Raw genomic sequence first — 26,161 nt, 5'->3', positions numbered from 1 at the left:
TAAGCATAGCAAGAATGATCGACATAACTACTAGAATATTTTTCCACAAGAAACAATTGAATCCCTTCTACTGGTCGATAGAGTTTCATGGAGGTCTGATATTATTGACTCATGATTCAAAACGTCAAAAAGGATAGAAGTTCAGAGAGTCCTGAACTTCTATCCTTTATTTCAATAATCGTGATGTGATTTGAAGCTAAATATCAATTAGTAACGAATCATATGATCGAAATCATCGTATAGTCGGTCGTAAAGTTCAACATATGTTTCCTTGAGTGACTTAATCGCTATTGCATCGCCAATGATATCCACTACATCGGTCGATACATACAATAGGAAATCTGAGTCATAGAAGACGATGTAAGCTTGCGAGTGCCCTCGATAGACTTTTATGCAGTAGGAGATCATTTCATCTAGCTTTACATGTTTCACATGCGCATAGACGACACCCGTATGATCGGCTTCTTCTTGCGCGATATACTCTTTCCAATTTCTAATCGTGATTGACGATCCTACTTGTGCCTTTGTTAAGTAGCGCCGATGATGATGGATGTATGCAGCAACAAAAAGAAGATGGATCGATTTGTCTTCTTTAAAAATCTCCTGAAGAATTTCATTTAACTGCGAGGCAGTCAGATCCTCCATTAAAAAACGGATACGGCGTTCTGGTGTTGACTGAAAATAGGGTGTTGGTTTCCTGACATCAAACTCAATCTGGAACTGAGATAAATCAAGCATATAGAAGTCTCCTGATTCTATTAGAGTTTTGGTGACGAATAGGGAATGTGACGGATGAAGGCATCTAGCTTAATCTCGAAGTACGTTTCAAGGTCAATGCGAAGGCTTCTTTCTAAATCAGACAAGCACATCACTAAGGTGTTGAGAGGAAAAACAGTGTTCATCCGTTCGTCGCCCCATATCGATTGAATGCGACCTTGATCGGTGGAAGGGACCATCGATACGATCGCTCCTTCGTCATCGTGATCAAATTCCACCGAATAATAATAAAAGGCAGGAGTGAAGGAAGACGTCACCAGTCTTTTCCACCGATACAAGGATTTATAAAATTCGAAGATAGATATTGATGTTTCGAGATAAAGTGCATGATCAATGATGATTTTAAAACTCGCTTCTATCGACAGAATCGTTGGGATATCCTTTGCTGAAGAATTTGAAATAGCGTTCGGTGAATTTAAAAAATCATACGTACATATGATTTGAGAAGACATGTTCATCACTCCGGTTCATGAATTGATTTTAGGTATACAGTTTGTTTCGTTGACGTGTCAGGCGAATCCCTAGAGCAATCGAAGCTCCAACACAACTGAACAGACAACCGATGATTAAAGGAAGAGATAGCGTCGATTCACCAATCAATACTGAAGCAACACCGCCAATTAGCGGAAATAGTGCTACCATATAGCCGCTCTTCGCGCCACCGATCCGTTCGACGAGTTTCAAATAAAATAGCCACGCGAGAAACGATGCAATCACGGTTAAATACAGTAAGGCAGAAAGATATGTAACGGTTGTCGGGAGCGAAAGTGGTGTTCCTTGAATCATGACGATTGCGCCCATCACTAGACTCGCGACAGTGAATCCGATCGCATTGGCATAGACCGGATTAATTCGTTGCTTGGCGTTCCGAGCTGAACTGGCGTCACCAATCGCCGTCAATAGCGTGCCGACCAGAGCAATCAAGACACCTTTCAAATCGGTCAGTCCATGGATGCTGCTTAGCTCGGAACAATCAGGACACCGACGCCGATGATACCAAAACATCCGCCGATCCAGACGCGCGCATGGAGCGTCTCTTTTAAAAACAGGCGTAAGGCAATCGGTGTCAGTATGACTTTAAGTGAGAAAATCAAGGTCACGATGGCAGCAGAGCTTAACATCGTCGCGTAATAGAGACATAAGTAACTCAGAGCGAAATTACAGACACCGAACACGACGATGAACGGGAAATCCGTCGCGGTAGGTTTGTTCGTTCGTTTGATGAACAATGCGAAGACGATGAATAGAATAGCTGTCATCGCTAATCGATAGGTCAAGGATACTTCCAAAGCGACGGGTGTACCTTGGATTTTGACGGCAATGAAGTTCAGTCCCCAGACGATTAAACAAAATAGATACATGAAGTATGTCATAGCAAATCCTCGCTTAAGTATTTTACTTCCAATTCTTTTCCTGTATTTTATCTTACCAAAAGTAGAACGTTTAGAAATCAATTTCGTTATAAATAGAAAAATCACTGACCGTCATATGACAGCCAGTGATTAAGTAGTAATCATAATTTGATTTTAACGGTATAGAGAAAACCAGTGAATCCTGTTTTTACGTTCATGACGAATGTATCTTCAGTCTTCGGTACGATGTAGATGACATCGATTTTTGAGTGTAACGGAGCATAGTAACCTAAGCTTTCTGAATAGGCTTTTTTGTTGAGATTGATCGTTTCTTCTGGCGTGTAGCTTTTCTTTTGACCATCAATTAATGGGAAAGAAGATGGTTTATAGTCAATATAAGAGTCAGCTGAATCTTCACCCTTTATTTGCATCTCAAGTCTGACGGATACGGCTTGTTTATTTTTCGGAAGATCCTTAAGTTGAATACGTTTCGCCGAACTGACCATAAACCCACGTTCTTTCATTAAGTTCTTATCACCAGCATAAGTTTGAAGACGACCTTTATTCATCAGTTCTGTGATGACGTCTTTATTTATTTTCTTCGACTGTTTCTTTTGAACCGGCTCACTCGGTTGATCTTGCAACTTTTGTCCAGTCGTCACGACAGTTGGTTCAGCTTTTGGTTGAACTGTTGTCGTTGTCGTCTCTTCTGCTGCAAAGAAGAACAAACTTGCTACACCTGCGACTAATACCGTACCGATTGAACCGAGGGCAATTTTAAATTGACGTTCGGTTGTTTTTGTATTTGTTGCAACACTCCCAATCGCAGCGTTTGGTGTAATCCGGACAGCCCGTTGAGCGGGTAAGAGGGCACCAAGAACTCCAGTGATGGCAGGAATCAATAACATGATGCTTAAGAAACCAAGTTCACCAGTCGGGAACTGGTTGTAGACAAAACCGATCATCGCAAGGGCAATCAGTAAGCCAATGATTCCAGCGAAAAGTCCCGTCATCAGTCCTTCGCTTAAAACGAGCGTCCGGATTTGACCATTGCGCCAGCCGGTTGCTTTCAAGACCGCGAGCTGACTCTTCCGTTCGTTGACGTTTTGCCACATGATCTCGGTCGTCGTCAGGATGGCGATGAGTAAAGCGACGCCCATCGCAACGTAATGCATCGTGCCGACTTCGAGCGCAACGTATTCACCGAGCCACGTCGCATACAAGACACCTTTCAGTCGGAAGGTGATGAACAAGAAGAAGATGAACAAACTCGTCGGCAAGGCGATGGCGATCGTCGAGAGGATCGTCCGTTGCCAATAGGTTGCGAGTTGATTGATGCTCATACCAAGGACGCTTTGTGCCCGAACGAACCGACGACCTTTTGAGACTTCACCAGAGCGCATACTCTCGAACGGTTGAATTCGACGGATGAGCGTCATCGGGACGAGCGTACCACCCCAATAAATCAATAGTCCGGCGAGTCCAATTAAAATGATCCGTGATAAAGCAATCGGATGATCCGCAGTTAGCCAGAACGAACCGAGAATCGTCCAAGAAATCAAGGCAACGAGTGTCCCGAGTAACGTTGCTTCTAGGAATAGCAATTTCGAAAGCTGACGCGGGCGCCAACCGAGCGAGAGCAAAATCGCGAATTCCTTCTTGCGCGCATAGAGTAAGATGATGTTCGAACTAAAGACATAGACGAGCGCGACAGCGATGACGCTTAAGATGATGCCGCTCATGCCGACTTTCGCTTCCTGGAAGATTGCCATCGACGAACCGAGTTTAATCCACGGTTGTTGGACCCATCCGAGTGCCGATTCTCCCTTTAATCCAGGCAAGTAGGTTAAGGCGAGCTGCGGCGAGGAGCCGAGTGTGACATCGGTGATCAAACCCGTTTTGTCCTCAATCTCTTGAGCGACAGCTTTCAATTTTTTCTCACTTGTCGCATTCATCGCCTCGACACCTTTGACGTTGACACGGATGGCAGAAATTGCTTTATCCCCGCGTAACTTAAAGGCGGCGTCAAGCGTCGTCAGCATCGATGGTGGTTTCGTCAAGAAGTCATATGGATCGTTCGTCGGTTTGACGTCGCGAACTGGATTGACCGGTTTCTCGTTCTTATCCATGACCCATTGCGCTTTCGCGGGGAAGTAGGTTTCCATTGGTAGTTCCGTCAACGGGTCCTTCGAGATGTTCAATTTTTTCGGATCGAAGACACCGATGAAATTCACGCGCATCTTGGGAACGGCATCCATGTTGACGGAGGTATCACCAAAGGATCGTGCTTTTCGGTACATCGATCGTTTTGAGATCAGGACGTTCTTCGAGATTTCTTGAGGTGTTACTTGATAAGTGAATGGCCAACGTTTCGCAAAAGGACTAGCAATCGTTTGATACTCAACAGATGATGGCTTTAGAGATAACCATTCAAAGCTTCCCGGGGGTCTCTCGGGAAATTTATCCTGCAAAATATTCTGAACGAGTTGCTTATTAGCTTGTTGAGTCGACACTCGATATTCCTTCGAATCATCTACCGGAAGTGTCTTGAGATAGGATTCACCACCTTTTTTCATGACGCCTCGCACCGTATCGACCATCGAGTCGTTGACGACTGGTACATCGACTTTTTCGTAACGTAGGGTCCGTGTCGCATTGACATACTCCTTACTATTCAAAATCAATGGAATACCCCATACGTCATTTCCATAATCGTTCACGACATCATCCTTCGTGAAATAACGGCTATGGGTCGCTTTCTTAGTCGCCTTGTCAAGTCCGACAAGCTTGGCTTCTGCTTCCGGATCGATCCCGGCAAGCATCGTTGAACTCCCATAACCGATGATTGGATGTTCTCCTAACGCTTGTGGACTGATATCACGGTTCAATCCATCACTTTCTGGAGGGAACCAGCCTGCACCGACAAAAGAAGTTGTCGTCTCCTTTTCTTTCTTTAAACCGGTATCTTGCGTGTCCTGAATCGTAATCTTATAGATACCTTGATTTTTGAAATCGTATGTCTCCGATTCAGCATAGGTATTATAGTTTCCAATCATCGCGATGGGCGCTGCGACCTCAACATCAGCAATCTGCTTGATTGTCTCGTACTGCTTGCGGGTGATGCCACCGTCGAGTCCACTCATGTAGTTCGGCTCGAGCAGATTCAAATCTTCCGTCACGCTCCGACTGCCTTCTGGACGGACGACGATATCATACGACGATCCCCAGCGTTTTTGTAGTTCATCAACGACGGTTCCGTTGTTGGCTTGTGTCGTACCGATTAAATAACTGAGTCCGGTACTGACGATCAGGACGCCGACGAGGAGCAGAATGAACCGCTCCTTGTTACGCCACCAGGAATTCCAGATGAATCTCAGCATGTTCTCCACCTCATTTCGATTTTGTTAATTGAGCATTGCATAAGATGCCTTTCGATAAGATATTCTTTTATCCATATATTTCTTTTTATTTTTCCATTATATACAAATGATAGTTAATTGACTAAAAAATCTGTTAATTAAGGGTATTAGTTTTAAAGAAATAGAAAAAGCACCTCACGGAGGAGGTGCTATATCAGAATTGACTCTCTAAACAACGAGTGGATTCCGTTTCCGCATGATGATCTCGTCAAACGAAACGCCATCGTACAGTAAAGCGTCAGGAATCGTTTCAATGATGTGAAAACCGACCTTCTTATACGCAGCGATTGCCCGTTCATTGTGCGAAAACACTTCGAGTTCAAGTTGAACTAGCTGAAGTTCTTCGAAACAAAATCGGAAGATACACGCGATTGTTTCTGTCCCGTATCCTTGACCTGTTAAGGAGAGGGCACGGAGTGAGATTCGAAAGCCAGCCGTTCCTGAATCCGAATCGATATCAAGAATCGAGCACTCGCCGACCGTCTCACCGGACGTCAGGCAAATTGCAAAATCATGACGCGTCACATCAGCTTGGATCGAGAGAATATGCTGTTCAATCTGTTCGAGCGAAAATGTCGCCGTCGTACCCGTCAGGTAACGTAATGTCTCATCCTGGGTTTGGTCGAATAAGACGTGCGCATCGGTCACGTCAATCGGGCGTAGAAAAATCCGTTCTCCGATAAGGTACATAAATAGTTTCCTTTCTCATGACGAAAGTGTAATCGTTTCGTCGGTTTCGGTCGTAAAATATTGACGTTTCGTTCGGTCTTGCACGATGAAGACAATCAATCCACCAATCAGTAGGAAGCCAACTGAAGCGACAGTATACGTCAAGCGGATCGATGTCTCGGCATAAAAACCAATCAAGGCAGTCAGTAGAATGACACCAGTCGATTGTACGACGTGGATGCTACTGAGGAATCGTCCCATCAATTCGACGGGGATGTGTGTTTGAGCAAACGTCATGAAGCCAGTGTTTGCAAACGCTAAGGCGAAGGTTAGCAAGAAAAAGCCGATGGCTGCAGTCAGGAACGACGTCGACGAGGCAAAAATCAAGTAACCGATCGGCGTCATCAATGCTCCGAACTGAATCAAGAAGCGGGGCGTCAATCGACGCGTAAAAATCGCATTGACGGCAGAGCCACAGATGATACCAACTCCAGCGATACTCACAAGAAAACCGTAGTTACTCTCGTCCATCTGCAGGACGATCGTCGCAAACGAGGCTTCGAGTGAATCGAGTCCGCTCATCAGGACGATCATGAGAGCGTAAAAGGTGTAGACGACCGCAATGTAACGCCGCGTCCGTGCAAAGACAAGCGTCTCCTTCCAGTCTGAGAGAATCAGTCGGAGTGAGAAAGTTATCTTCTCCCTCGAATTAATGTGAACGTTCGGCAAGAAGGACAGGAGGATAGCAGAAAATAATAGTGCTCCCGCGTTCAATACGATTGCTGCTTCCGGTGAACCGATCAAAAATAAGAAGCCGGCAATCGACGGTCCGAGAATGAAACCGGCCGATTGAATGAAGTTCTTCAGGGCATTGAACCGTTGGCGACTGTTCTCTGGGACGAGCTTTGTCATGTAAATTAAGGACGATGTCTCAAAGAGCGTGTTGCCGATGTTCAGAATAAAAACGAGCACGTAGAGGACAAACAAGGAATCGATCAGTGTCAGCGAAAAGACGAGAGCGGCTCGCGAGACGTCGAGCAACACGAGCAAACGACGCTGATTGATGCGATCAATGACACTGCCGGACCAAAGACTCGTCAACAACGCGGAGATTGGCAATAGAATATAGAGAACGGAGACAGCGAACGCTGATCCGGTACGCTCGAGGACAATCAAATTCAAGGCGATGAAGTAGACCCAAGCCCCGATGTTCGAGACACCGACGCCGAGTAACAGCAATCCAGGGTATTTCCAATTCGACATACGACACACTCCTTTTTATTATGATTCAGCCAATAAAAAAAATCCCACCTCCAAGACGTTGGTCTTGGGGACGAGACTGTGCGTGTCGTGGTGCCACCCCTGTTCGCGAAACCGTCACCGGTTCCGCCTTCATCGGTACGACCGCTTGCAAACGGCAAATACCTGAGCTCGATAACGGGAGCACCCGTCACGATATCCCCCAAAGGTTCCACCGTGCTGCTCAGAGGCTTGGTTCGGTCAATGGCTGATACTCCTTCCCACCAATCGGAGCTCTCTAGGAAAAGCCGAGATGACGTACTGTTCTCTTCGACGCGTTTATATCATGTAATTTTTCTTATCCTAGCATATGCAGAATGAAACCGTAAAGGGTTTTTATCATTTTTTTACAATTATTGAAAAAGGTGCATAGGTATCAGAATTTGATAAATGAACAAAAATGGTAAAAGATGTAACAGGTTGTATGGTACATTGTTATGGTCACACGTTCACTTTCAAGAAAGTCGTACGAAAGGAGGAAAAGAAATGAAACGTTTGATTTTTTTCATATCTCCACTCCTTGTTCTTACCGGAGCTGTCTTTTTCACGACGTTCCGTCCAGTCGAGCAAGCGATCTATTTCTTAATCTTATTTTTACTGACCTGTTTGTCAGCGATGACAGCAGTGGAGCGCCTCGTCAACCGTCATGATGTGATCCGACGACTGAACACGATCCATCCACTTCTTGGAATCGTGATGGGGACAGTTGTGCTCGCTGTATTAGTCGGTGGTCTTATATGGTTAGCACCTTCGTTAACGATTCCAAGTGTCGGTGGTCTTCTCATAACCTTCCTCTTCATGTATGGTGGAATCCTCGTTCTCGGTTTCATCGTTAGTTGTTTTTTCGAAGGCATCACGCGCCAACCGAAGGATCAATTGATTCGTCCAGTCTTTCTGTTCATCGGGACAGGCTATCTGATCTTGACAGTCTTCGGTATCGTGCAACTTTACAATCAAACAGGATGAAATAGAGCCTCCAAGACGAAATGATGCGTCAAGGAGGCTCTTGTATTTACTGAACTTTTAACGAGAATCCGAATTGTCCGTCGCCTTGTTTCCAGCGAGATTGCAATTCATAGGCATAAACACCTGGTGATGTCGGTGCTTTGAATTGGTCATCTTTTAACGTTATTGTGGACTCCTTTTCTTGATCGTCCCATTGTATCAGCTTAACTTGTTCTGGATTGCCAGATAATTCGACGCTGACGACTGATCCTGCAGAGACACTGATTGGTTTTTGTTCTTTGGCCATATCGAGACCATTGCGATAAATCTTATCGCCACATTGACTACGGAGTAAACTATCCCAGCAATATGAGCCTTGAACGGTCGGGACATCCTTTCCTTGCGCCTCGACTTCTGGATTTGGTGGTGCGCCACGGAATGGTTCAAAGACGATGATGCACACGACTAGAATCAATAGGACGGCTAATACGAAGCGACGTTTCATGGGACACCTCCTCGGTATTTTCTTTATTTTACCAAAATAAAGAAAATACCGAGGAGTAGTCTTTCGAAAGAAAGGGTATTCATTTCTTAAATTTTGAGATTTCGTTAGTTATCATTTTTCAGAAAACTGCTGTAATCGTTCATTTAACAATTCCGCAACATAAATCGTTCCGTCTGCGCTCACTGTGATATCGTGTGCGATCCGGAGTTGTCCCGCATCCTTCCCCCACGCACCGAATCGTTTCTCGATGTTTCCTTGTTTGTCCAAGATGACGATTTGGCTTTGCGCGTTCTTTTTTTGTCCGTTTAAATAGTTTCCGCCATCAGCGACGTAGACTTTTTCGTTCGGACCGACTTCGATTCCGTACGGGCGACCGAGTTCCTTAGATGACCATGTGTCAATGTGTTTGCCAGTTCGATCAAAGACTTGAACCCGGGCATTATCGCGGTCCGCTACGTAGAGATTCATCTCATCGTCGCTACTAATCCCATGTGGCAGATTGAACTGTCCGTTTTTTGTACCGAGTTCATTAACTTCCCATTTGACGTTTCCTTTTTGATCAAACATGACGATGCGACTGTTCCGGTACCCGTCAGACACGGCGAACGAGCCGTCCTTGAAGACGGTGACGTCTGTCGGACGGGCAAACGTTTTTTCATCTAGTTGCAGTGGGATGCTCGGTAAGACGTTTCGAATGCGCAGACCGACTTCCGTGAACGGACCATACGTGTTACCGAACGTCTGCAAGACTTTCCCGGACGGATCAAGCTTGAACACTTGATTCAAGCTGATGTCGGTGATCCAGATGTTGTTTTGATTATCAACTTCAAGACCATGCGGTGACTTGAATAGACTGGCACCGAGTCGTTTCTTCACTTGTTTCGTCTTCCCGTCAAGTACGATCAATGTTGGTTCTTTGATCAGTGTGTCATCCCCGTAAGCGTTACTTCCTCGATGTAAATAGTAGACGTCACCGTTTGGAGCGACGGCGACGCCACTTGCTTCACCGGCAATCGAACGATCGCTTGTTTCCAGCGGCCATGTGATCTGTCCACTGTATGTCGTATCTTTCGGGATTGGTTGATAGTTCTCTTTCATGACCGGATCCGAACCGCCTCTAGACCAGGCAAGACCGAGTACGGTGATGGTCGCTAACGTCCCTATTAGAATAAATCGTTTTTTCATGAATCATTCCTCCATACATAATTTCGTATACATATTATATCTAGCTATTAAATGAACACGTATCAGGCTAGCGCAGGAGTCACGAAGTAACGGAAGCAGGATATTAAAATAAGATTGAATGGGTAAAGAAGAGAGACATCATATATTTATTAAGAAAAGAAAGTGGGGCAAAAACATGAAAGCAGTCACGGTCACGGGGCATGGCGGACTTGAGCAACTCGCTTATATCGATCAGGAAACACCACAACCGAAACAAGGCGAAGTATTGATTGAAATTAAAGCATGTGCTTTGAATAATACGGAAATCTGGATGCGCGAAGGGGCATATGGTGCGGAGAACGAGTCGGGCTGGAAAGCAGAAGGCGTACAGTTTCCGCGGATTCCCGGTTCAGATATTAGCGGTCGAATCATCGCGGTCGGAGACGGTGTCGCAGAATCGGAAATCGGGCGCGACGTCGTTTTGTTCCCATTCACGGCGAGTGGAGAAATTAAAGACGAACAGAGTGCCGAAGACTTATCGTTCATCGGTTCTGAGTATGACGGTGGATACGCGGAGTATGTCTGCTGGCGACTCGAACTTTGTTATAACATGCCGCTTGAATCCTATACGGACAGTGCCGTCTTCTCGGTCAGCGGTCTGACGGCGTGGCATATGGTCGAGCAACTAGACTTACAAAAAGGGCAGACTGTCCTCGTAACAGGAGCAAGTGGGGGTGTCGGCTCACTCAACGTCCAGATTGCAGCACGCGTCTTCGGTGCTCGAGTCGTTGCGCTCGTCGGTGATCTTAAGCTGAAGGAGCAATTGCAAGCACTCGGAGCAGAAGTTGTCGTCTCTTACCGTGACCCAGACTGGGATCAGCAAGTGATCGAAGCAATTGGTCCGGTCGATGCGATTCTCGACGTCGTCGGGGATGCCGTGTTCAAACAAGGACTCGATCTGTTGACACGCGGTGGAACATACTGTATTTCTGGTTCATCCGGTGGACAGGTGACGTCGCTCGATTTTCGGACGCTCTACCTGAAGCATATTCGTTTGCAAGGATCAGTCCTTGGTAATCGCCATGATTACGAGAAGCTACTTGACGCGGTTCGAACGAAAACGATTCAGCCTGTCATCGACCGGACGTTCCCGCTTGCTGAAGCACGCGATGCTCAAGCCTATTTCAAACAAGCCGGTAAATTCGGCAAGGTCGTCTTGATTCCATAAGAGAAAAAAGAACAAAACGAGCTATCCGATTCCTCTTAAGGAAAGGATAGCTCGTTAACGTTTCAATTCATCGATTACGTGTTAGGGAAAATATGATAGAGCGTGACGATCGATGTGACAGGTTCGTCTTCCGTATAGTCAGTGAATGTCTCTTCCGTCTGACGAAACGTATACGCATGAGTCGAAAAGAGCTCCGTTATCCATTCTGGAACATCTGTTGAAAGTGGAAGCGACTGAATCCGTTCAAGTGGTAACGGTGTTCCGACTGGATTTTGCGTGTGGACATGTAATGTGTCTTGCGCAGCATCCTCGAGTGCAATCGTCATGTAAATCTGGTGCTCCATCTGGTTTTCCTGTAGTTTTTGTCGCATATCCTGCAAGGCACTTTGCGCAATCCGAAGGTGTGCTTTACGAAGGCTCATGTTGCCATGTCCATAAAAGTCAGGGTGCGCATGTCAGTCATTGAACCACTCATCGGTAGATATATAGGCTGGGGAAGAATAGTTTTTGAATTCATGTTCGAGATTTTTAAAATAACGGCGTTTACCGCGAAATTTTTGCATGATTGTTGTACCTTTCATTCGTATAAGATTGAACCATTATATCATCGTAGTTGAAGTCAAACATACTAGAAAATGGGTAAAAGAAATATATGACTTTGTCTTGAACTAGTTTTTCAATGATGAGGGGAAGGTGGAACCATGATGGTGGCATCGGTCTATGATTTGCAAGAAACGAGGAATAAAATCGATCAGGAACTGACGGTTCGCTCAAGTAACGCTGTCATCCTCATGTGTGCGATTTTCATTGCTTCCATCGGATTAAATCTGAACTCGATTCCTGTCATCATCGGCGCGATGCTGATTTCCCCGCTTATGAATCCGATTCTTGGACTCGGCATCGCGCTTGGGCTATCGGATATTCCCCTGTTTAAGAAAGCACTGCGTCTCTTGATCGTTCAGTTGACGATCAGCCTCGTGACATCGACGATCTATTTCTCTTTTTCTCCGCTGACGGCAGCAAGTGACGAACTGATCGCGCGCACGTTCCCGACGATTTGGGATGTTCTGATTGCATTTGCCGGGGGGCTTGCCGGATGGATTGGTCTACGGAAGAAAGGTGCGAACAACATCGTTCCCGGCGTTGCGATCGCGACTGCCTTGATGCCTCCTGTCTGTACGATCGGGTACGCGATCGCGAATCAGAATCTAGCCTATGCACTAGGGGCCAGTTATTTATTTTTGATTAACTGTAGCTTTATTTTGATTGCGACGTTTTTAGGTGTGAAATGGCTTCTACGGTCTGACAACAGTCTGCAAATCCAGTCATCCCGCCGGATTAATCGTTCGTTGATTGCCTTCGCCTGTCTAATCAGTATTCCGAGCTTCTATACAGCGTACGTCTTAAGTCAGGAAAGTCTACTCCAAACGAATCTCGAGCGGTATGTCGATGAGGAATTCCGAGACACGTTCGTGATTGAGCATCGTTATGATGAAGAGCGGCGGCGCTTAACAGTCACGACATTAGGTATGCGATATGATGCACGTGAGCGAGAACAGTTAAGCGAGTCATTAGACGATTACGGTCTGGCGAACGTCAAGTTGACAGTCATCCAAATCCCAGACTTGAATCAACTGGATCGGGAGCAATTAGAAAAGCTGTTTACCGATCAAACCCAACGATGACGGCACAAAGGGGGAAACACGATGCTCGCGTTTTTTATCCTGATCCGTAATTTTTTTCATGTCATCCGTATCCTGTTCAAGCAGGAAGAACAAAAGGCATTGATGATTATGGTCGGGGCACTTTTCTTGATTGGGACGGTCTTCTATCACAATGTTGAACAGTTCAGTATTCTCGATGCCTTTTATTTCTCCGTCATGACGCTTGCGACGGTCGGGTATGGAGATCTTGTTCCACAGACGGCGTTCGGAAAATTGTTTTCGATCGTTTATGTCATGCTTGGCGTCGGTGTCCTCAGTGCGGTCATCGTCAACTTCAATATGGCGTTAAAACAATATCATCGGGATAAGAAGAACAAGGAGGAGCGGAAATGAAGTCCCACCTGACACATCTCATCCATTGTCTGCTACTTGGAGCAATTGTCGGGACAACAGCGGCACTCTTCTTAAATGGTATTAATGGATCGATTCATGTCGTCTGGCACGTGTTACCTGATGTGTTTGATCTACCGTATCATGGAGTATGGATTGGATTACTGGGGGGACTTGGGATCGGTTTGGTGCAAAAGTATATCGGCGATTATCCGAAGACGATGCACGAGACAGTGGCATCATTTAAAGTTGAGGGACGTGTTCCCTACAGGGGAGCACTGTGGAAAAATGCGGGAGCGGCATGGATCGTGCTGACCTGCGGGGCGAGTCTCGGACCGGAAGCGGCGTTGATCAGCATCCTCGGCGGAATGGTGACTTGGATCGGTGACCGCTTACGTATGACGGAGCCGCAACGGCTAACGTTTTTGCAGACAGGGTATGCCGCAATGATATCGACGATTTTTCATGCACCGTTTGTCAGTGTGTCGGAAGCAATCGAAGAGGAACTGATTCAGAAGACACCTTCCAAATGGGAGAAAGTCCAAAAAATCGTCTATTATGGCATCTGTACGCTGATTGCCCTCGTGTGCTTTCGCGGCATCATGCATCTGTTTCCACATACACAGGTGTTTTCGATTAAAATACCGTCTATCGCCTGGAACATGGGCGTCATTTGGTTCATAGTGCCTGCAGTAGGGGTCGGAATCGTCTTTGGACTCTTATTTATACTGCTGGAACGATGGACGGATAAGGTCGCTTCCAATGTTACACATCCTGTCAGATTAGCATTAATTGCAGGTCTTGCGATTGGTCTCGCTTCGCTGATATCACCGTACCTGTTATTTTCAGGTGAACACGAGATTCTGGAGTTTTCAAAAGAAGCCTCTTCCTGGTCGATCGGGGCATTGTTTCTCCTTGCCATCGGAAAAGGTTTATTGACCCATTTATGTTTTTCCTGTGGCTGGAGAGGCGGAAAGATCTTTCCGTTGATTTTTTCGAGTACCGTCATCGCGTTTTGTCTCAGTTCACTCAGTCCGTTCATGCCGGGTCTCATCATCACGATCGTCGTCACCGCAAGTTGTACCGTCGTCTTGCGCCAACCTTTAGTGACGGCTACTTTATTATTATTTTTATTTCCACTTCAGTTCTTTCCACTTATCATCCTATTATCTCTAGGTATTCATCAGTTGATGAGTCGCTACGGAAAATATCTTCCCTTTTCAATCGTTTGATAAATATTGTTATGGCAAACTAACTAAATCATTATTTGTCTTATGTCTACTGTCTTTTTATACTTTAAGGAGAGGACTAACAAAGGAGAAGAAGACATGATTGATTTTGAATGGTATCGGAGTTTCATTCACGTGTACCAACAACGTTCCGTCTCGGCAGCTGCACGAATTCGTTTTTTAACACAACCGGCGGTCAGTCAGCATATCGCGGCGCTCGAGGCAGAACTCGAGACATCCTTGTTCATCCGTGCGCCGCGGCAAATGATTCCGACGGACGCAGGAACAGCCCTCTATACTCAAGTCGTCGGATTGATCGACCGGCTCGAGGCATTATCGCTTGAGATGAAATACGAAGCAGGGGAACAACCCCGTCCGGTCTTGAAGTTCGGTGGACCGACAGAATTCGTCACGCATGGGATCGTGCCGAAATTGCCGCTTGACGTCGCGCAGTTTACGGCGGTCTTCGATTTGACGGTACCGTTGTTGCAACGGTTGCTTGCAAACGAGCTCGACTTTATCATCGCAACAAAACGAATCGACGAACCGGGTGTGCAGTACGTTCCAATCGGCGATGAACGCTTTCATTTGATCGCGCCGATTGGCTACGACGTTCCGGAAACGGATCTCAAGGAATGGATGGACCGACAGCGCTGGATTAGTTATGGGCTCGAATTACCAATCATTCGTCGTTACTATCAGACGCAATTTGGAGAACGACCAGGCATCCGACCGGAGATGATCTTACCGAACGTCGACGCGATTCTAAAAGCGATCGAGGCGGGACATGGCATTAGTGTTCTACCAGACTATCTCGTCGAGGCAGCGGTCAGCGCTAGACGCGTACAGCGGATTGCGCCGGAACGGTTCGCGACGAATCAGTTATACGCTGCCTATCGAACGGAATCCCGCCACGATCCGGTTTTGCAACAGGTGATTGAGGCATTAAGTTGAATAGGATGAAAAAAAGTCCAATCCTCAAGCAAACGCTGAGAGGATTGGACTTTTTCGTACTAATCATATTTTACTTCGATACGTCACGTAATAACGTCAGCGAACGATCAGCGACGAGACTGGCACTACCCGTCCGATACGCTTGATAATGCGGTGAGGCGACATGCTGATCGAAAGCGTCTTGATCTCGCCATTGTTCGTAAAAGTAGAAGACATTCGGAGCATCAATAGCGCGATGTGCCTGATAGGTCAGGCAACCAGTCTCTGCGCGTGATGGTAAGATGACGTCTTCAATGATAGATGCGAGCTGTTCGCCTTGATTCGGATGTGCTTCGATCCGGGCAATCAATTGAATCATCGATAAAACCTCCTATGAAAAGAGACCCTACGAAAAAGGATCTCTTGTTTTGATTAGTTGAGTGTGTGAATGACGGCTTTAGCAACCGCGATCGTGGATTGTGGATTTTGACCCGTGACGAGATTTCCATCGACTTGGACGTTTTCTGTGAAATTATCAGCCGTGATGATGTTTGCACCGAGTTCGCGAAGGCGTGTCTCGAGCAAGAATGGCATGTAGACATCAAGTCCTGTCGCACGTTCTTCTTCATCCGTGAACGTTGCGATCGTTTTTCCAGCGACGAGTGGCGTTCCGTTTGAAAGTGTCGCACTGACGAGTCCAGCTGGTCCGTGGCAGACAGCAGCGACTGTTTTGTTCGCTTCAAACAATGTGCGAAGGGCATTGTTCAAGGCATCACTTTGTGGTAAGTCGAACATTGTCCCGTGTCCGCCTGGCATGAAGATTGCATCGAACGTTGAGAAGTCCTCGATGGATTTCAAATCAAGTGTCTCTTTCAAAAGTGGAGCGGTTGCTTGGATCTCAGCTGGCACTTCGTCTTCAAGGCTCCGTGCGTCGATTGGTGATTCGCCACCGTTCGGACTTGCGACCGTTACTGTGTATCCTGCGTTCTTGAATTCAATGTATGCTTCTGCGAACTCCGATAACCAAAGTCCTGTTGCGTGACCTTCCTTCATTTCCTTTGCGTTCGTGACGACCATTAAGATGTGTTTACTCATGATGTGTTCCTCCTTTTTCGTTTGCCGATTGGCTACGTGATTAGAATACGCCCGCTTAAATCAAAAAACAAATTAATAAAAATGAGTGTATCGATAAATAAATTTATAGATTAAAATAAAAACTGCTTCCCAGCATGACGTTGGGAGCAGTTTGAAAAATAGATTAACGTACGTCAGAAGAATAGTTAGAGAGCATCGAGTGACTTCGCATCGTCACGATGACACTGGTAAGACTTGCGACCGTCCCTAGGATAGCGACGATGATCGTTGAAGAACCATTTGGAATCAAGAAGCCAACCGGAACCAAGCCGACGAAGCTGAAGACGATCAGTGATTGGTAGATGACATTGATAATCTTCAGTACAGGGTGTTCGAAAAACGATAGGATGAGTGGTGGTAGGAATAAGAAGACAATTAGACCAATCGCCATGTAGACCGATAACGGCTGCTCAAACGAGATGGTATTGCCTGTTGAATGGCGTGCTGCGACGAGCACGGCGACGATCGCGACGCATAAGGTTACACAAACGAACGTTAACCGTTTTAGCATATGAACCCCTCCTTTTTACTCTAATTCCATAATAAACCAATTATTAAACAGAAGACAATCTTTTTCCAGGCACCCAATGATGACGAATCGCCTCGATGATGACGTCGGGACGATCCCAGTGCAGTAGATGCCCGGTTTCCGGAACGAGATGGATTGTCGCATTCGTCACATCGTGTAACAAGTTCGTTGCCTGTTGACGGATTTGAGCTTGTTCCTTCGGTAACGTGGCGACATATAACTGAATAGGAGACGCCGGAATATCTGCTAGAAAATCAAGGACATCATTGTAGTGAAGTGCGTGTACAATCGCAGCAGCCGTCTCTCCACGCGCATGCCAGTGATAACGTCCGTTTTCTAGACGAAGCAAGTCAAAACCCGCCTTGTTAAGAGCAGGGGAGCGACGCGCATCCGGAGCATAGACAGCAACGTCTAAAAATTCGTCCCATGTCGCGACCGAGTCTTCGAAGTCATTTTTGTAAAAAGCGACTTCCTCTTCGACTGACATCCCGTACAGCCGTTTACTATGATAGCCGCCGTCTATCAGAATTGTACCGAGCACTCGATCAGCATGTTCAATCAAATAATAGAGCGAGAGCACACTTCCCCATGAGTGGGACAAAGCATAGAACTGACGAACATCGAGTATATTTAGGACCTCATCGATCCAGTCTGTGAGTGGCTTCATACGATAGTGTAGAGGATCTGTAAAAGCTGCTGTTTTTCCGTGACCGGGTAAGTCGAGCGCGATGATGCGAAATTCGCTTGCGAGTGCTTCTGCGATTTCGATGAAGCTGAGACTTGTACTGCCGAGTCCATGCAGGCAAACGATCGTCGGAAGGTCTTGTGTTCCCCATTCCGTGATGTGAACCGCTTGCTGCTGACAGTTAATTGTGTAACGTTTCATCTTACTACTCCTTTAGAAAGCGTTTCTTTCATTGTACCATAAGGAAAATATCGGGATTTGAAAAATAAGGAAACTTTCTGCGGGAACTAGCGTAGAACAGATGATACGTCATTTACATAAAGGAGACTTCAAATGGAAACAATCATCACGATGCTCTTAACGGTCGTTACTTTATATGGACTCGGAGTCCTTGTTACGAAGCTAAAAGAACGATTGCGTTAATCAAAAATACGTCCAAAGGAGTCGACCATGTTTCCGATCCTCAAACAAGAATTTACGAGTAGCTTTAAAAGCATCAAAGCAATTCTGTTGATCCTCTTTCTGACGATCAGCTCAGTCTTTACAGCGTCTTATTTGACAAGACATCCGGAACTGCTCGCTGGAGTCAATCAATCGTCCGTCTATACTTCAAGCATTAAATTCTTCATTCTATTCTTCGGTTTTCTGTTTGTCTCCGCGCTATCGCATGACATTATCAACCGTGAAATCGAGACGCGGACGATTCGTTTACTCGTCACGAAGACATCGCGCTTCCGAATCATAGCGGAGAAGTTTCTTGGATCTTTGTTCTTCTGGTGTGCAACGCTTTCGATTAATTTCGTGATTGTCTCACTCTACGCGAAGCAGTTGTTCTGGATGGACTATGTAACGATCCTAATTGTCATCATCTACATCACGAGTTTTAATATCTTCTTATCGACGATGATCACGAAGCCTGGTTTGACGATGTTTCTCGGCATCTTTTTCGGAATCATCGTACCGATCATCGGCTTATGGTCAGCGTTCTCGGAGAAATGGTACATGGTACCGTTTCAATACATCTTGCCGTATCACGCCGTCATCGTCTCAGGCATTCAACTGCTACTACCTGTGTTATGGAGCGGACTGTTCTTGACGATTGCTTACTTAAAGCTCAAACGAAAGGATTTATAATATGAATGCGATTGAAGTAAGAGGATTGACGAAATCGTTCGATGCAAAAGAAGTCTTACGCGAGGTAAATCTGACAGTCGAGCAGGGAGAAATCTTTGGTTTTTTAGGCCGCAATGGTGCCGGGAAATCGACATTGATTCAGATTCTAACTGGGATCACGCAAGCATCAGCTGGAACCGTCTCGCTGCTCGGTGAACCTGCTGATCGACTGGATGCGATCAAACGCCGGATTGGTGTCATGCCGGATACATCAAATCTCTATCATGAGATGACAGCGCGTGCGTTTCTTGAATATATGGCAGGTTTATCCGGCATCCACGTCAGCAAAAACGAAGTCCTAGAACTACTCGGTCGGGTCGGATTAAGCGGGACGGAGCGTCAGAAAATCGGGAGCTTCTCGTTTGGGATGAAGAAGAAAATCAGTATCGCACAAGCACTCGTCGGAAATCCAGAATTGCTTTTTTTAGACGAACCGACATCTGGTCTTGATCCAGAGTCCGCAATCGATATCCAGCGACTGTTGTTCGCGTTAAAAGCCGACGGCAAAACAATCTTTTTGACCTCGCATAACTTAAACGAAATCGAAAAGATTTGTGACCGCGTCGCGATCATGGCAGAGGGACGAATTGTGCGCTGCGGAACCGTTGCATCGTTGCAAGAGGCGATCGGGCAGGAAGTTCAGATCCGCATTCGAACTGTTCCACAGCTAGAGCCATCGCATCTTCCGAATGACGTTCATGAATTGTCGCAAACGGATGAACATACACGGCTCAATCTACCGACCGAAGAGGATATTCCGGAGTTACTCGTCATGCTCGCGAAGCAAGACATAAAAGTGTATGAAGTACACATCGAACGCCAATCGTTAGAAGAGATTTTCTTAGCTGTCTGAAGGAAAGAGGCTCACTTCCGTTGTCGAATGATTTTCAACGAATAGACGACCTCCATCATTCCATTGACCGTATATCTGATTCAGTTTCGTTTTTTCAATTAAGGTCTGCAGACGTTTTTCGTAGAGAACCGGATCTTTGCGCACACTTTGAATCGTATCGATCCGGATGCGGCGATAGAGCTCCGGGAAATTGTTAAAATTCTCATCGACGATCGGATCTTCCTGTAGACGTGCCTGAATCACTTCATCAATGACGAATGCTTCAGGAGACATGTCCGGTAAAATTTGTCGACCGGACGGTTGCATCAAACCGAGACGTTCCAAGCGACGGACACGTTCTTTATTGAGTTCAGTCCAGTTACTGTTCGGGCGGCGTGGTGTAAAGCGTTGCGCAAGTTCACCGTCTTCGGTTTTCTTTGTAATCCCGTCGATCCAGCCGAAGCAAAGTGCCTCCTCGACGGCATCGAGATAGAGAAGACCATCTCCGGCTTGTTTTCGACTGAGGATCACCCAGCAAAATGACTTATGTTCCGCGTGTTCCGATAACCACTGTCGAAAGTCCGCGCGATTAGTGAACCGTAAGATGTCTGTGATCTCCATGTTCGTTCCTCCATTCCATAGTGAAATCCCCCCTTAGCGTTATACGAGGGAGGATTTCACTTTTTTTCAACATAACGGGTCATGATGAAAGACACAATTTCGACCACTCTTTTTCGCTTGATAAAGAGCAGCATCTGCTTGCTGGATCGTTTGTAGAAAATTATGCGTCTCGGACGGTTGGTTGGTTTGTCGAGACACACCAATCGATAGCGTTACTTGAAGTGGTTCCGTTGCGGATAGCTCGTACGTCCGTTTGGCACTGGCTTCACAGATTTGTTCTGCAAGTCGTCGCGTCTCCGGTAACGAATGATCCGGCAACAGCATCATGAACTCCTCGCCACCAAATCGTCCGAGCACACAAGAAGGGGGACAATAGGACGTAAGCAAGGCACTGATTTGACGTAAAATATGATCGCCCCGGTCGTGACCGTATGTATCATTGACCTGTTTGAAATGATCGACGTCGATAATCATGATCGAAAAATTCATCTGTTGTGATTTATAGCGCTGGACGGTTTCTTCCAAACGGCGCCGATTATCAAGACCTGTCAGCGTATCCGTCAAAGCGAGACGGCGATGCATGCGGACTTGATTGAAGTGCCACCGGACTTGATGCAGAATGCTATGCAACAGAAGTCCAGCACAGCCATTGCCGATGAGAAAGATAGATATCGCAGTCACGTCATTCGGTCGGACGTGATGGACGTATGGTAAACAGAGAATGAGTGCGATACCGAAAATGATTGGAAACGAGATGAATCGGTCAGGTGCTTCGTTCTGTAAATAAAGCACGACGATGCTGATGATCAGGTACGTCAAAACGAGCCACATCACGTCGGTTGACGGAAAGACAAATAGTTGAAGGGCAGCGAAGACGAGTGTTGTGATGAAGCCGCTACTGATGCCGCCATAGATGAAGGCAATGACGATCAATGTAATTGATAAATCAAATCGAAATCCCTGATAGGTGATGGCATTGAGGATGACCCAGTAGCCAGCACCTAGTGCAAGAACCAGTACTAATAGATTTTTCTTCAACCAACTGTCTAGCGTGTTATGAAATCGGAATCGTTTAAAGAAAAATAACGAAATTAACACGAAAAAGAAGAGCAAGGAAATGTTAAGGATAAGATGATTTAGTGTATGCCACATGTTCGTGATCCTCTCCGCGAGTGTCGAAAAATAACTATAAAAAAATGATTCGTTTTGTGAAAATTTATTTATCTAAAATAATCTTACCCAAAAGTAGACTGAAAGTATCAAGATTGCCCTATCTTTCAAAAGCATTCAAAAGAATACATGTTTGGAATTAATAATATTCTGACACCTGTTCACGTGACGATTCCGTTAAAAAATCGAGTGAGACGAAATTACGAATGAATGCATAGGCGCCGATTTCCCCGAGTGGCACGGCTAATCGTTCAGCCTGTTGGCTCCGGGTATTTTCTTCCGGTTGTAGAATCTCGAATCCAGCAGCTTGCATTCGCTCCCCGTCGAATTCAAGCGTTACGACGTCACCGTCCGCCCAGTCTGTTTTCAATTGGTGGAAATGAGTGCGATAGACATCGTTTGGTGGATTGACTTCAAACGCGATCGAGCCTTCTGGTGCATCGATTTGGAATGCTGGCGACAATCCGCTGCGTGTCACAATGGATTTCATGTGATGGCGATGTGTCATATGACGTAAGATCATGGTCTGACCACTCCTTTTTCATCTATTATTACGCGACTTCGTCAGAATATCGAGAAAAATTTTCAAAAGAGTTGGAAGAATCTTGGGTTTTTCTGGTATACTACTTTTTCAGAAAGCGTTTGCACAAAAAGGGGGAGAACACATGCAACCATTTGCCATCAAAGCAACGGGACTGACGAAACACTATCAGATCCTACAACGGGAACCAGGACTGCGCGGAGCAATCAAGGCACTGTTTCGTCGGACCTACCGGACGAAAGAGGCGGTCAAAGGAATTGATTTGACAATTGAAGCGGGAGAGCGCGTCGGCTATATCGGCTTCAATGGTGCCGGAAAATCAACGACGATCAAGATGCTTGCTGGTGTCTTACGTCCGGATGCGGGAAGCGTTCGGGTATTTGGACTTGATCCACATGCCGACCGAGTCAAGAACGCGTCGCAAATCGGTGCCGTCTTCGGTCAGCGGACACAACTGTTCTGGGACATTCCGGTCCAAGAATCGTTTGAACTACTGAAGGAAATTTATCAAGTGCCGAAAACGGAGTTTGACGAAACGCTTGCGTGGTTTCGAGAGAAGCTAGAGTTAGCACCGCTCCTTGACGTACCGGTCCGGCAACTGTCGCTCGGTCAAAAGATGCGTTGTGAATTAGCAGCAGCATTCCTGCATCGACCAAAAGTCGTCTATCTCGACGAACCGACGATCGGGCTTGATATCGAGATCAAGGAGACGATCCGTCACTTCATCCGCGAGATGAGTGACCGTTGGGGCACGACTGTCATCTTGACGACGCACGATATGCAGGACATCGAGGAAGTCTGTGATCGAGTGATCGTCCTTGACGACGGGAGTATCATCTATGACGATACGATCGATCAGTTGAAGGAGTCATTTAGCCATGAGCGGACGCTTCGGATTACACTCGAAGAACCGGTGTCGTTTACTTTACCTACGGCGTTGAGACATCGCGTGATCTTATTTACGACGGATGATCTGACGTATGAGCTCGCGTTTGACGACCGCGAATTGTCGAGTGGTCAAGTCATCAAGGAAATCGTCTCCCTGTATGCGGTCCGGGACGTCTCCGTTTCCGTACCGAAGATGGAGACATTAATCCGAAAACTGTACCAAGCGGGGATCAGCGCATGAGGCTACGAAAATATACCGCGTTGATGCGGTCACAAATCAAGGTCGATCTTGCCTACACCGCTTGGTACTGGGCCAGCATGTTCAGCGTGACGATGCGACTGTTCATTCTCTACTTCTTCTGGCAAGCCGTTTACGCGAATAAAACGGACGTCTCCGGCATCTCACTGTCGACAATGCTAACTTATGCGATTCTCGCGACGATGATCGATCAGTTTCGTGGCAGTGCTGGACGCGATCTCGCCCGGATGATTAAACAAGGGGCAATCGCGATCGAGTTGCTGCGTCCGTATCATTTGCTCGATAAATTACTCGCGCAAGATATCGGCTCAAAAGTCTCGGTCTTGTTCCGCTCGATCCTGCCACTCGTCCTTGTCTCGATCCTGTTTATCGGTGTGGATCGACCACAGTCGTGGCTAACTGGATTCGCTTTCGTCGGCAGTGTTATTTTTGCCGTCTTACTCGCAACACTGATTGATTTACTCGTCGGTATCTTCGCCTTTTATACCGTCAACATTTGGGGACTTTCCGTCTTACAAGACGCCGTCATCACGATCATGTCTGGAGCAATCGTTCCGTTGACGTTATTTCCGGACTGGTTTCAAACGATCAGTCTCTACTTACCGTTCGCTTCGCTCGTCTACGTTCCGGTCGCCATTTATACGGGAGAAATCGGTGCAAGCGGCATCCTGCAAGCATTACTCGTACAAATCGGTTGGTTGATTGGGTTCTTTGTCTTGTTACGTGTCACGTTCGCGCTTGCGATTCGGAAAGTGACGGTGTTCGGCGGATGAAACGATACATAAAACTCTACTGGTTGTATGCTAAAAGTCATTTTAAGGTCATGATGGAATACCGGATTGATTTTCTGATTGGAGTCCTGTCGGTCTTTGGTCAACAGTTCGCCTCACTCTTTTTCCTGTCGGTCGTCTTTCAGCATATCGAGACGCTAAACGGTTGGGATTTTTATGAAATCTTATTCATCTACGGAATCGCCTTCTTAGGACGTGCTTTGCATCATATTTTCTTTGATAACCTCTGGACGATCGGCTGGCAATACATCCGGACCGGTAATCTGGATCGATTATTGATGCGCCCGGTCAATCCACTGTTTCAAATCATCGCTGAGCGGGTCCAACAAGACGGATTTGGTCAATTGTTGATTGGTGGTGGAGTGCTCTATATTGCCTCAGAGCAGTTAAACATGGTCTGGAGTTTCGGTGATTTTTTGATGTTGGTCATCCTTGTTCTTTCGAGCGGACTGCTTTACATCGCGATCAACTTGTTTTTTGCGACGTTCTCGTTCTGGATGGTCGATAGTCTGCCGGTCGTCTCAGCAGTCTTCAGTCTGAGTGACTTTGCTCGTTATCCGATGACGATCTACTCGAAAGTATTAATGTTCGTCTTGACCTACATCATCCCGTTCGGATTTACTGCCTTTTATCCAGCAATGTATTTCTTTGAAGGAAGAGGGTACGGAGCGATGGCTCTTGCGACACCACTCGTCGCGATCATCGCCTGTCTGATTGCCTATCGGTTCTGGTTGTTCGGACTAAAGGCATTTGCGAGTACAGGGTCATGAAGTAAAAAGAACCTTGAAGTGATAGGACGCTTCAAGGTTCTTTTTGTGTATAGCGATTTAGAAATAGATTTTTTGTATAAAATATGAAACTTTTGTTATTAAATAACAGTATGAAAGATTGAGACGTAAATCTGAGGGAGGGGTTTCATTGAAAAAAAGAGTGCTCGTATTACTCTGTTTGATGTTGGTTACCTTATCGGGGTGTACCGTTTGGGAAAGGGCAGAAAACTTCTTTTCATCGAATGACGAAATGATTAAAAACAAGACGATCAAGATGGGGCAAGATGATCAGGTCAAGATTGTTCCGCTCTATACACAATACAATCAGTACTTAGAAGAAGCGATGCAGACAGGGAACTCAGACGACAACACGAACAGTTATCTTAAACATGTCTTAGGTTACATCGATGAAATCGCTGAGCAACAAAATCTCGATCTAACATATTTGAAAAGTTATTTTATGCTACAAGCAACTGAGTATAAAGAACAGTTAGTGAGTCGGACGAAAGAGCTGATGAAACAAGATACAGAGATCAAAAAAATCATTGAGAAAAGTTATACTGCTTCACATCGGGCATTACCTAAACAAACGAATACGATTTTCATCGTGCCTGTTAACTCGGAATTCATGGAGCGTATCGATGTCATGGGAGGGGTCGCAGGATTAGCAACTAGAGATTGCTTCGTTTTATTCCTTACTGCTGACTACGATAAGAAAATGTTGGATTATGCAGTAGCCCATGAGTATCACCACACTGCTTTATATGATCGAATGAAGCTAGATACTTCTTTAGAAGATGAAGCCAGTCCACTGATCCATTCACTCCTCCTTGAAGGGAAGGCGGATCAGTTCGCGAAACGCGTCGTCAAAGGTGTGACACCAGCATGGGTCGAGCCATTAGAAGAAGAGACGAAACAGCATGTTCTACGTTTAATGAAAAATGGCGAGTTAACGCAAGATGATATCATGGACGGAAATAAGGATAAGGATGTACCTTTGTGGAGTATGTATCGATTGGGTAAAGATATCATGGACGCATATCTTGAAAAACATCCTTCAGAATCGATAGCAGATTGGACGACTAAAGACGCGGAAACGATCTTAAAGGATTACAAGTATAAAAATGATCTTCTTTGATTCCAAAAATAGACCCGTCAGCATAAAGAAGCTGACAGGTCTATTTATTGTACTTC

General features: G+C 46.0%; 27 protein-coding genes, 1 pseudogene and 1 other annotated feature. Of the genes and pseudogenes, 12 read left to right on the top strand and 16 right to left on the bottom strand.

Annotated features, from left to right (window positions below; translation table 11 throughout):
- Positions 1–207 precede the first annotated feature (207 nt).
- From ACV3PA_RS11685 to ACV3PA_RS11660, 6 genes and pseudogenes are all read right to left on the bottom strand, one after another.
- The gene (locus ACV3PA_RS11685) at positions 208–738 is read right to left on the bottom strand and encodes a hypothetical protein (RefSeq protein WP_456124852.1); all 531 of its coding nucleotides are present in this window, start codon (positions 736–738) and stop codon (positions 208–210) included.
- Between the two features lie 20 nt (positions 739–758).
- Positions 759–1,229 (bottom strand): DUF7878 domain-containing protein, encoded by a 471-nt coding sequence (locus ACV3PA_RS11680; protein WP_456124851.1) that lies wholly within the window; start codon positions 1,227–1,229, stop codon positions 759–761.
- A gap of 28 nt (positions 1,230–1,257) precedes the next feature.
- Positions 1,258–2,150, bottom strand: a pseudogene (locus ACV3PA_RS11675) (DMT family transporter).
- A 140-nt stretch (positions 2,151–2,290) separates the two neighbouring features.
- On the bottom strand, positions 2,291–5,509 hold the full coding sequence (locus tag ACV3PA_RS11670; RefSeq protein ID WP_456124850.1) for an ABC transporter permease: 3,219 nt from the start codon (positions 5,507–5,509) through the stop codon (positions 2,291–2,293).
- A 207-nt stretch (positions 5,510–5,716) separates the two neighbouring features.
- Entirely contained in the window at positions 5,717–6,238 is a 522-nt protein-coding gene (locus ACV3PA_RS11665; protein WP_456124849.1) for a GNAT family N-acetyltransferase, read from the bottom strand.
- A 15-nt stretch (positions 6,239–6,253) separates the two neighbouring features.
- Positions 6,254–7,480, bottom strand: a complete 1,227-nt coding sequence (locus tag ACV3PA_RS11660; protein ID WP_456124848.1) for an MFS transporter — start codon at positions 7,478–7,480, stop codon at positions 6,254–6,256.
- A gap of 63 nt (positions 7,481–7,543) precedes the next feature.
- Positions 7,544–7,799: a binding site (T-box leader), on the bottom strand.
- Positions 7,800–8,002: 203 nt separating this feature from the next.
- Here ACV3PA_RS11660 and ACV3PA_RS11655 point away from each other — a divergent pair.
- On the top strand, positions 8,003–8,482 hold the full coding sequence (locus ACV3PA_RS11655; protein WP_456124847.1) for a hypothetical protein: 480 nt from the start codon (positions 8,003–8,005) through the stop codon (positions 8,480–8,482).
- Positions 8,483–8,528: 46 nt separating this feature from the next.
- Here the strand turns inward: ACV3PA_RS11655 and ACV3PA_RS11650 are convergent, their stop codons facing one another.
- Complete coding sequence (locus ACV3PA_RS11650) at positions 8,529–8,966, bottom strand: hypothetical protein (RefSeq protein WP_456124846.1); 438 nt, start codon at positions 8,964–8,966, stop codon at positions 8,529–8,531.
- Positions 8,967–9,077: 111 nt separating this feature from the next.
- Positions 9,078–10,151, bottom strand: coding sequence for a peptidyl-alpha-hydroxyglycine alpha-amidating lyase family protein (locus tag ACV3PA_RS11645; protein WP_456124845.1), 1,074 nt, complete (start codon positions 10,149–10,151; stop codon positions 9,078–9,080).
- Between the two features lie 175 nt (positions 10,152–10,326).
- Between ACV3PA_RS11645 and ACV3PA_RS11640 the strand changes: the two genes are divergently transcribed.
- Positions 10,327–11,358 carry a zinc-binding dehydrogenase gene (locus ACV3PA_RS11640; protein WP_456124844.1) on the top strand — a complete coding sequence of 344 codons (1,032 nt, stop codon included), beginning with the start codon at positions 10,327–10,329 and terminating at the stop codon, positions 11,356–11,358.
- Positions 11,359–11,432: 74 nt separating this feature from the next.
- Here ACV3PA_RS11640 and ACV3PA_RS11635 read toward each other — a convergent pair whose 3' ends face one another.
- Entirely contained in the window at positions 11,433–11,780 is a 348-nt protein-coding gene (locus ACV3PA_RS11635; RefSeq protein WP_456124843.1) for a hypothetical protein, read from the bottom strand.
- Positions 11,781–12,059: 279 nt separating this feature from the next.
- On the opposite strand from ACV3PA_RS11635, the gene ACV3PA_RS11630 reads away from it, so the two are divergent.
- The 4 genes from ACV3PA_RS11630 to ACV3PA_RS11615 all read left to right on the top strand — a co-directional run bounded on the left by ACV3PA_RS11630 (position 12,060) and on the right by ACV3PA_RS11615 (position 15,595).
- Positions 12,060–13,043 carry a DUF389 domain-containing protein gene (locus tag ACV3PA_RS11630; RefSeq protein ID WP_456124842.1) on the top strand — a complete coding sequence of 328 codons (984 nt, stop codon included), beginning with the start codon at positions 12,060–12,062 and terminating at the stop codon, positions 13,041–13,043.
- A gap of 21 nt (positions 13,044–13,064) precedes the next feature.
- A complete protein-coding gene (locus ACV3PA_RS11625; RefSeq protein ID WP_410503079.1) occupies positions 13,065–13,415 on the top strand; it encodes a potassium channel family protein in 351 nt (116 codons plus the stop codon).
- On the top strand, positions 13,412–14,644 hold the full coding sequence (locus ACV3PA_RS11620) for a chloride channel protein (RefSeq protein WP_456124841.1): 1,233 nt from the start codon (positions 13,412–13,414) through the stop codon (positions 14,642–14,644). Before ACV3PA_RS11625 ends, ACV3PA_RS11620 begins: the two co-directional genes overlap by 4 nt.
- A gap of 96 nt (positions 14,645–14,740) precedes the next feature.
- Positions 14,741–15,595, top strand: coding sequence for a LysR family transcriptional regulator (locus ACV3PA_RS11615; RefSeq protein WP_456124840.1), 855 nt, complete (start codon positions 14,741–14,743; stop codon positions 15,593–15,595).
- A 70-nt stretch (positions 15,596–15,665) separates the two neighbouring features.
- Here ACV3PA_RS11615 and ACV3PA_RS11610 read toward each other — a convergent pair whose 3' ends face one another.
- The 4 genes from ACV3PA_RS11610 to ACV3PA_RS11595 all read right to left on the bottom strand — a co-directional run bounded on the left by ACV3PA_RS11610 (position 15,666) and on the right by ACV3PA_RS11595 (position 18,123).
- Positions 15,666–15,953 carry a putative quinol monooxygenase gene (locus ACV3PA_RS11610; protein WP_456124839.1) on the bottom strand — a complete coding sequence of 96 codons (288 nt, stop codon included), beginning with the start codon at positions 15,951–15,953 and terminating at the stop codon, positions 15,666–15,668.
- A gap of 53 nt (positions 15,954–16,006) precedes the next feature.
- Complete coding sequence (locus tag ACV3PA_RS11605; RefSeq protein ID WP_456124838.1) at positions 16,007–16,669, bottom strand: type 1 glutamine amidotransferase domain-containing protein; 663 nt, start codon at positions 16,667–16,669, stop codon at positions 16,007–16,009.
- A 163-nt stretch (positions 16,670–16,832) separates the two neighbouring features.
- Positions 16,833–17,219: a hypothetical protein gene (locus ACV3PA_RS11600; RefSeq protein WP_456124837.1), complete on the bottom strand. Its 387-nt coding sequence runs from the start codon at positions 17,217–17,219 to the stop codon at positions 16,833–16,835.
- 43 nt (positions 17,220–17,262) lie between these two features.
- The gene (locus tag ACV3PA_RS11595) at positions 17,263–18,123 is read right to left on the bottom strand and encodes an alpha/beta fold hydrolase (RefSeq protein ID WP_456124836.1); all 861 of its coding nucleotides are present in this window, start codon (positions 18,121–18,123) and stop codon (positions 17,263–17,265) included.
- A 249-nt stretch (positions 18,124–18,372) separates the two neighbouring features.
- Between ACV3PA_RS11595 and ACV3PA_RS11590 the strand changes: the two genes are divergently transcribed.
- Together ACV3PA_RS11590 and ACV3PA_RS11585 are read left to right on the top strand one after the other, a co-directional pair.
- Positions 18,373–19,056 (top strand): ABC transporter permease subunit, encoded by a 684-nt coding sequence (locus ACV3PA_RS11590; protein WP_456124835.1) that lies wholly within the window; start codon positions 18,373–18,375, stop codon positions 19,054–19,056.
- A 1-nt stretch (position 19,057) separates the two neighbouring features.
- The gene (locus ACV3PA_RS11585; RefSeq protein ID WP_456124834.1) at positions 19,058–19,948 is read left to right on the top strand and encodes an ABC transporter ATP-binding protein; all 891 of its coding nucleotides are present in this window, start codon (positions 19,058–19,060) and stop codon (positions 19,946–19,948) included.
- Here ACV3PA_RS11585 and ACV3PA_RS11580 read toward each other — a convergent pair.
- From ACV3PA_RS11580 to ACV3PA_RS11570, 3 genes are all read right to left on the bottom strand, one after another.
- Positions 19,937–20,548, bottom strand: coding sequence for a YdeI/OmpD-associated family protein (locus tag ACV3PA_RS11580; RefSeq protein ID WP_456124833.1), 612 nt, complete (start codon positions 20,546–20,548; stop codon positions 19,937–19,939). The two genes, ACV3PA_RS11585 and ACV3PA_RS11580, sit on opposite strands and share 12 nt — an antisense overlap.
- Before the next feature lie 66 nt (positions 20,549–20,614).
- Entirely contained in the window at positions 20,615–21,700 is a 1,086-nt protein-coding gene (locus ACV3PA_RS11575; protein WP_456124832.1) for a GGDEF domain-containing protein, read from the bottom strand.
- Positions 21,701–21,857: 157 nt separating this feature from the next.
- Entirely contained in the window at positions 21,858–22,241 is a 384-nt protein-coding gene (locus ACV3PA_RS11570) for a hypothetical protein (RefSeq protein WP_456124831.1), read from the bottom strand.
- Positions 22,242–22,383: 142 nt separating this feature from the next.
- Here ACV3PA_RS11570 and ACV3PA_RS11565 point away from each other — a divergent pair, with 142 nt between their 5' ends.
- The 4 genes from ACV3PA_RS11565 (at position 22,384) to ACV3PA_RS11550 (ending at position 26,105) form a co-directional block, all read left to right on the top strand.
- The gene (locus ACV3PA_RS11565; protein WP_456124830.1) at positions 22,384–23,388 is read left to right on the top strand and encodes an ABC transporter ATP-binding protein; all 1,005 of its coding nucleotides are present in this window, start codon (positions 22,384–22,386) and stop codon (positions 23,386–23,388) included.
- Positions 23,385–24,179, top strand: a complete 795-nt coding sequence (locus tag ACV3PA_RS11560; protein WP_456124829.1) for an ABC transporter permease — start codon at positions 23,385–23,387, stop codon at positions 24,177–24,179. Before ACV3PA_RS11565 ends, ACV3PA_RS11560 begins: the two co-directional genes overlap by 4 nt.
- The gene (locus ACV3PA_RS11555; RefSeq protein ID WP_456124828.1) at positions 24,176–24,967 is read left to right on the top strand and encodes an ABC transporter permease; all 792 of its coding nucleotides are present in this window, start codon (positions 24,176–24,178) and stop codon (positions 24,965–24,967) included. The genes ACV3PA_RS11560 and ACV3PA_RS11555 overlap by 4 nt, the downstream gene beginning before the upstream one ends.
- A 148-nt stretch (positions 24,968–25,115) precedes the next feature.
- The gene (locus ACV3PA_RS11550; RefSeq protein ID WP_456124827.1) at positions 25,116–26,105 is read left to right on the top strand and encodes a DUF2268 domain-containing putative Zn-dependent protease; all 990 of its coding nucleotides are present in this window, start codon (positions 25,116–25,118) and stop codon (positions 26,103–26,105) included.
- Positions 26,106–26,161: the final 56 nt, after the last annotated feature.

The sequence above is a fragment of the Exiguobacterium sp. EA-TM-5 genome (genome assembly GCF_053878415.1).
This window is presented reverse-complemented; position numbering and strand designations above follow the sequence as displayed.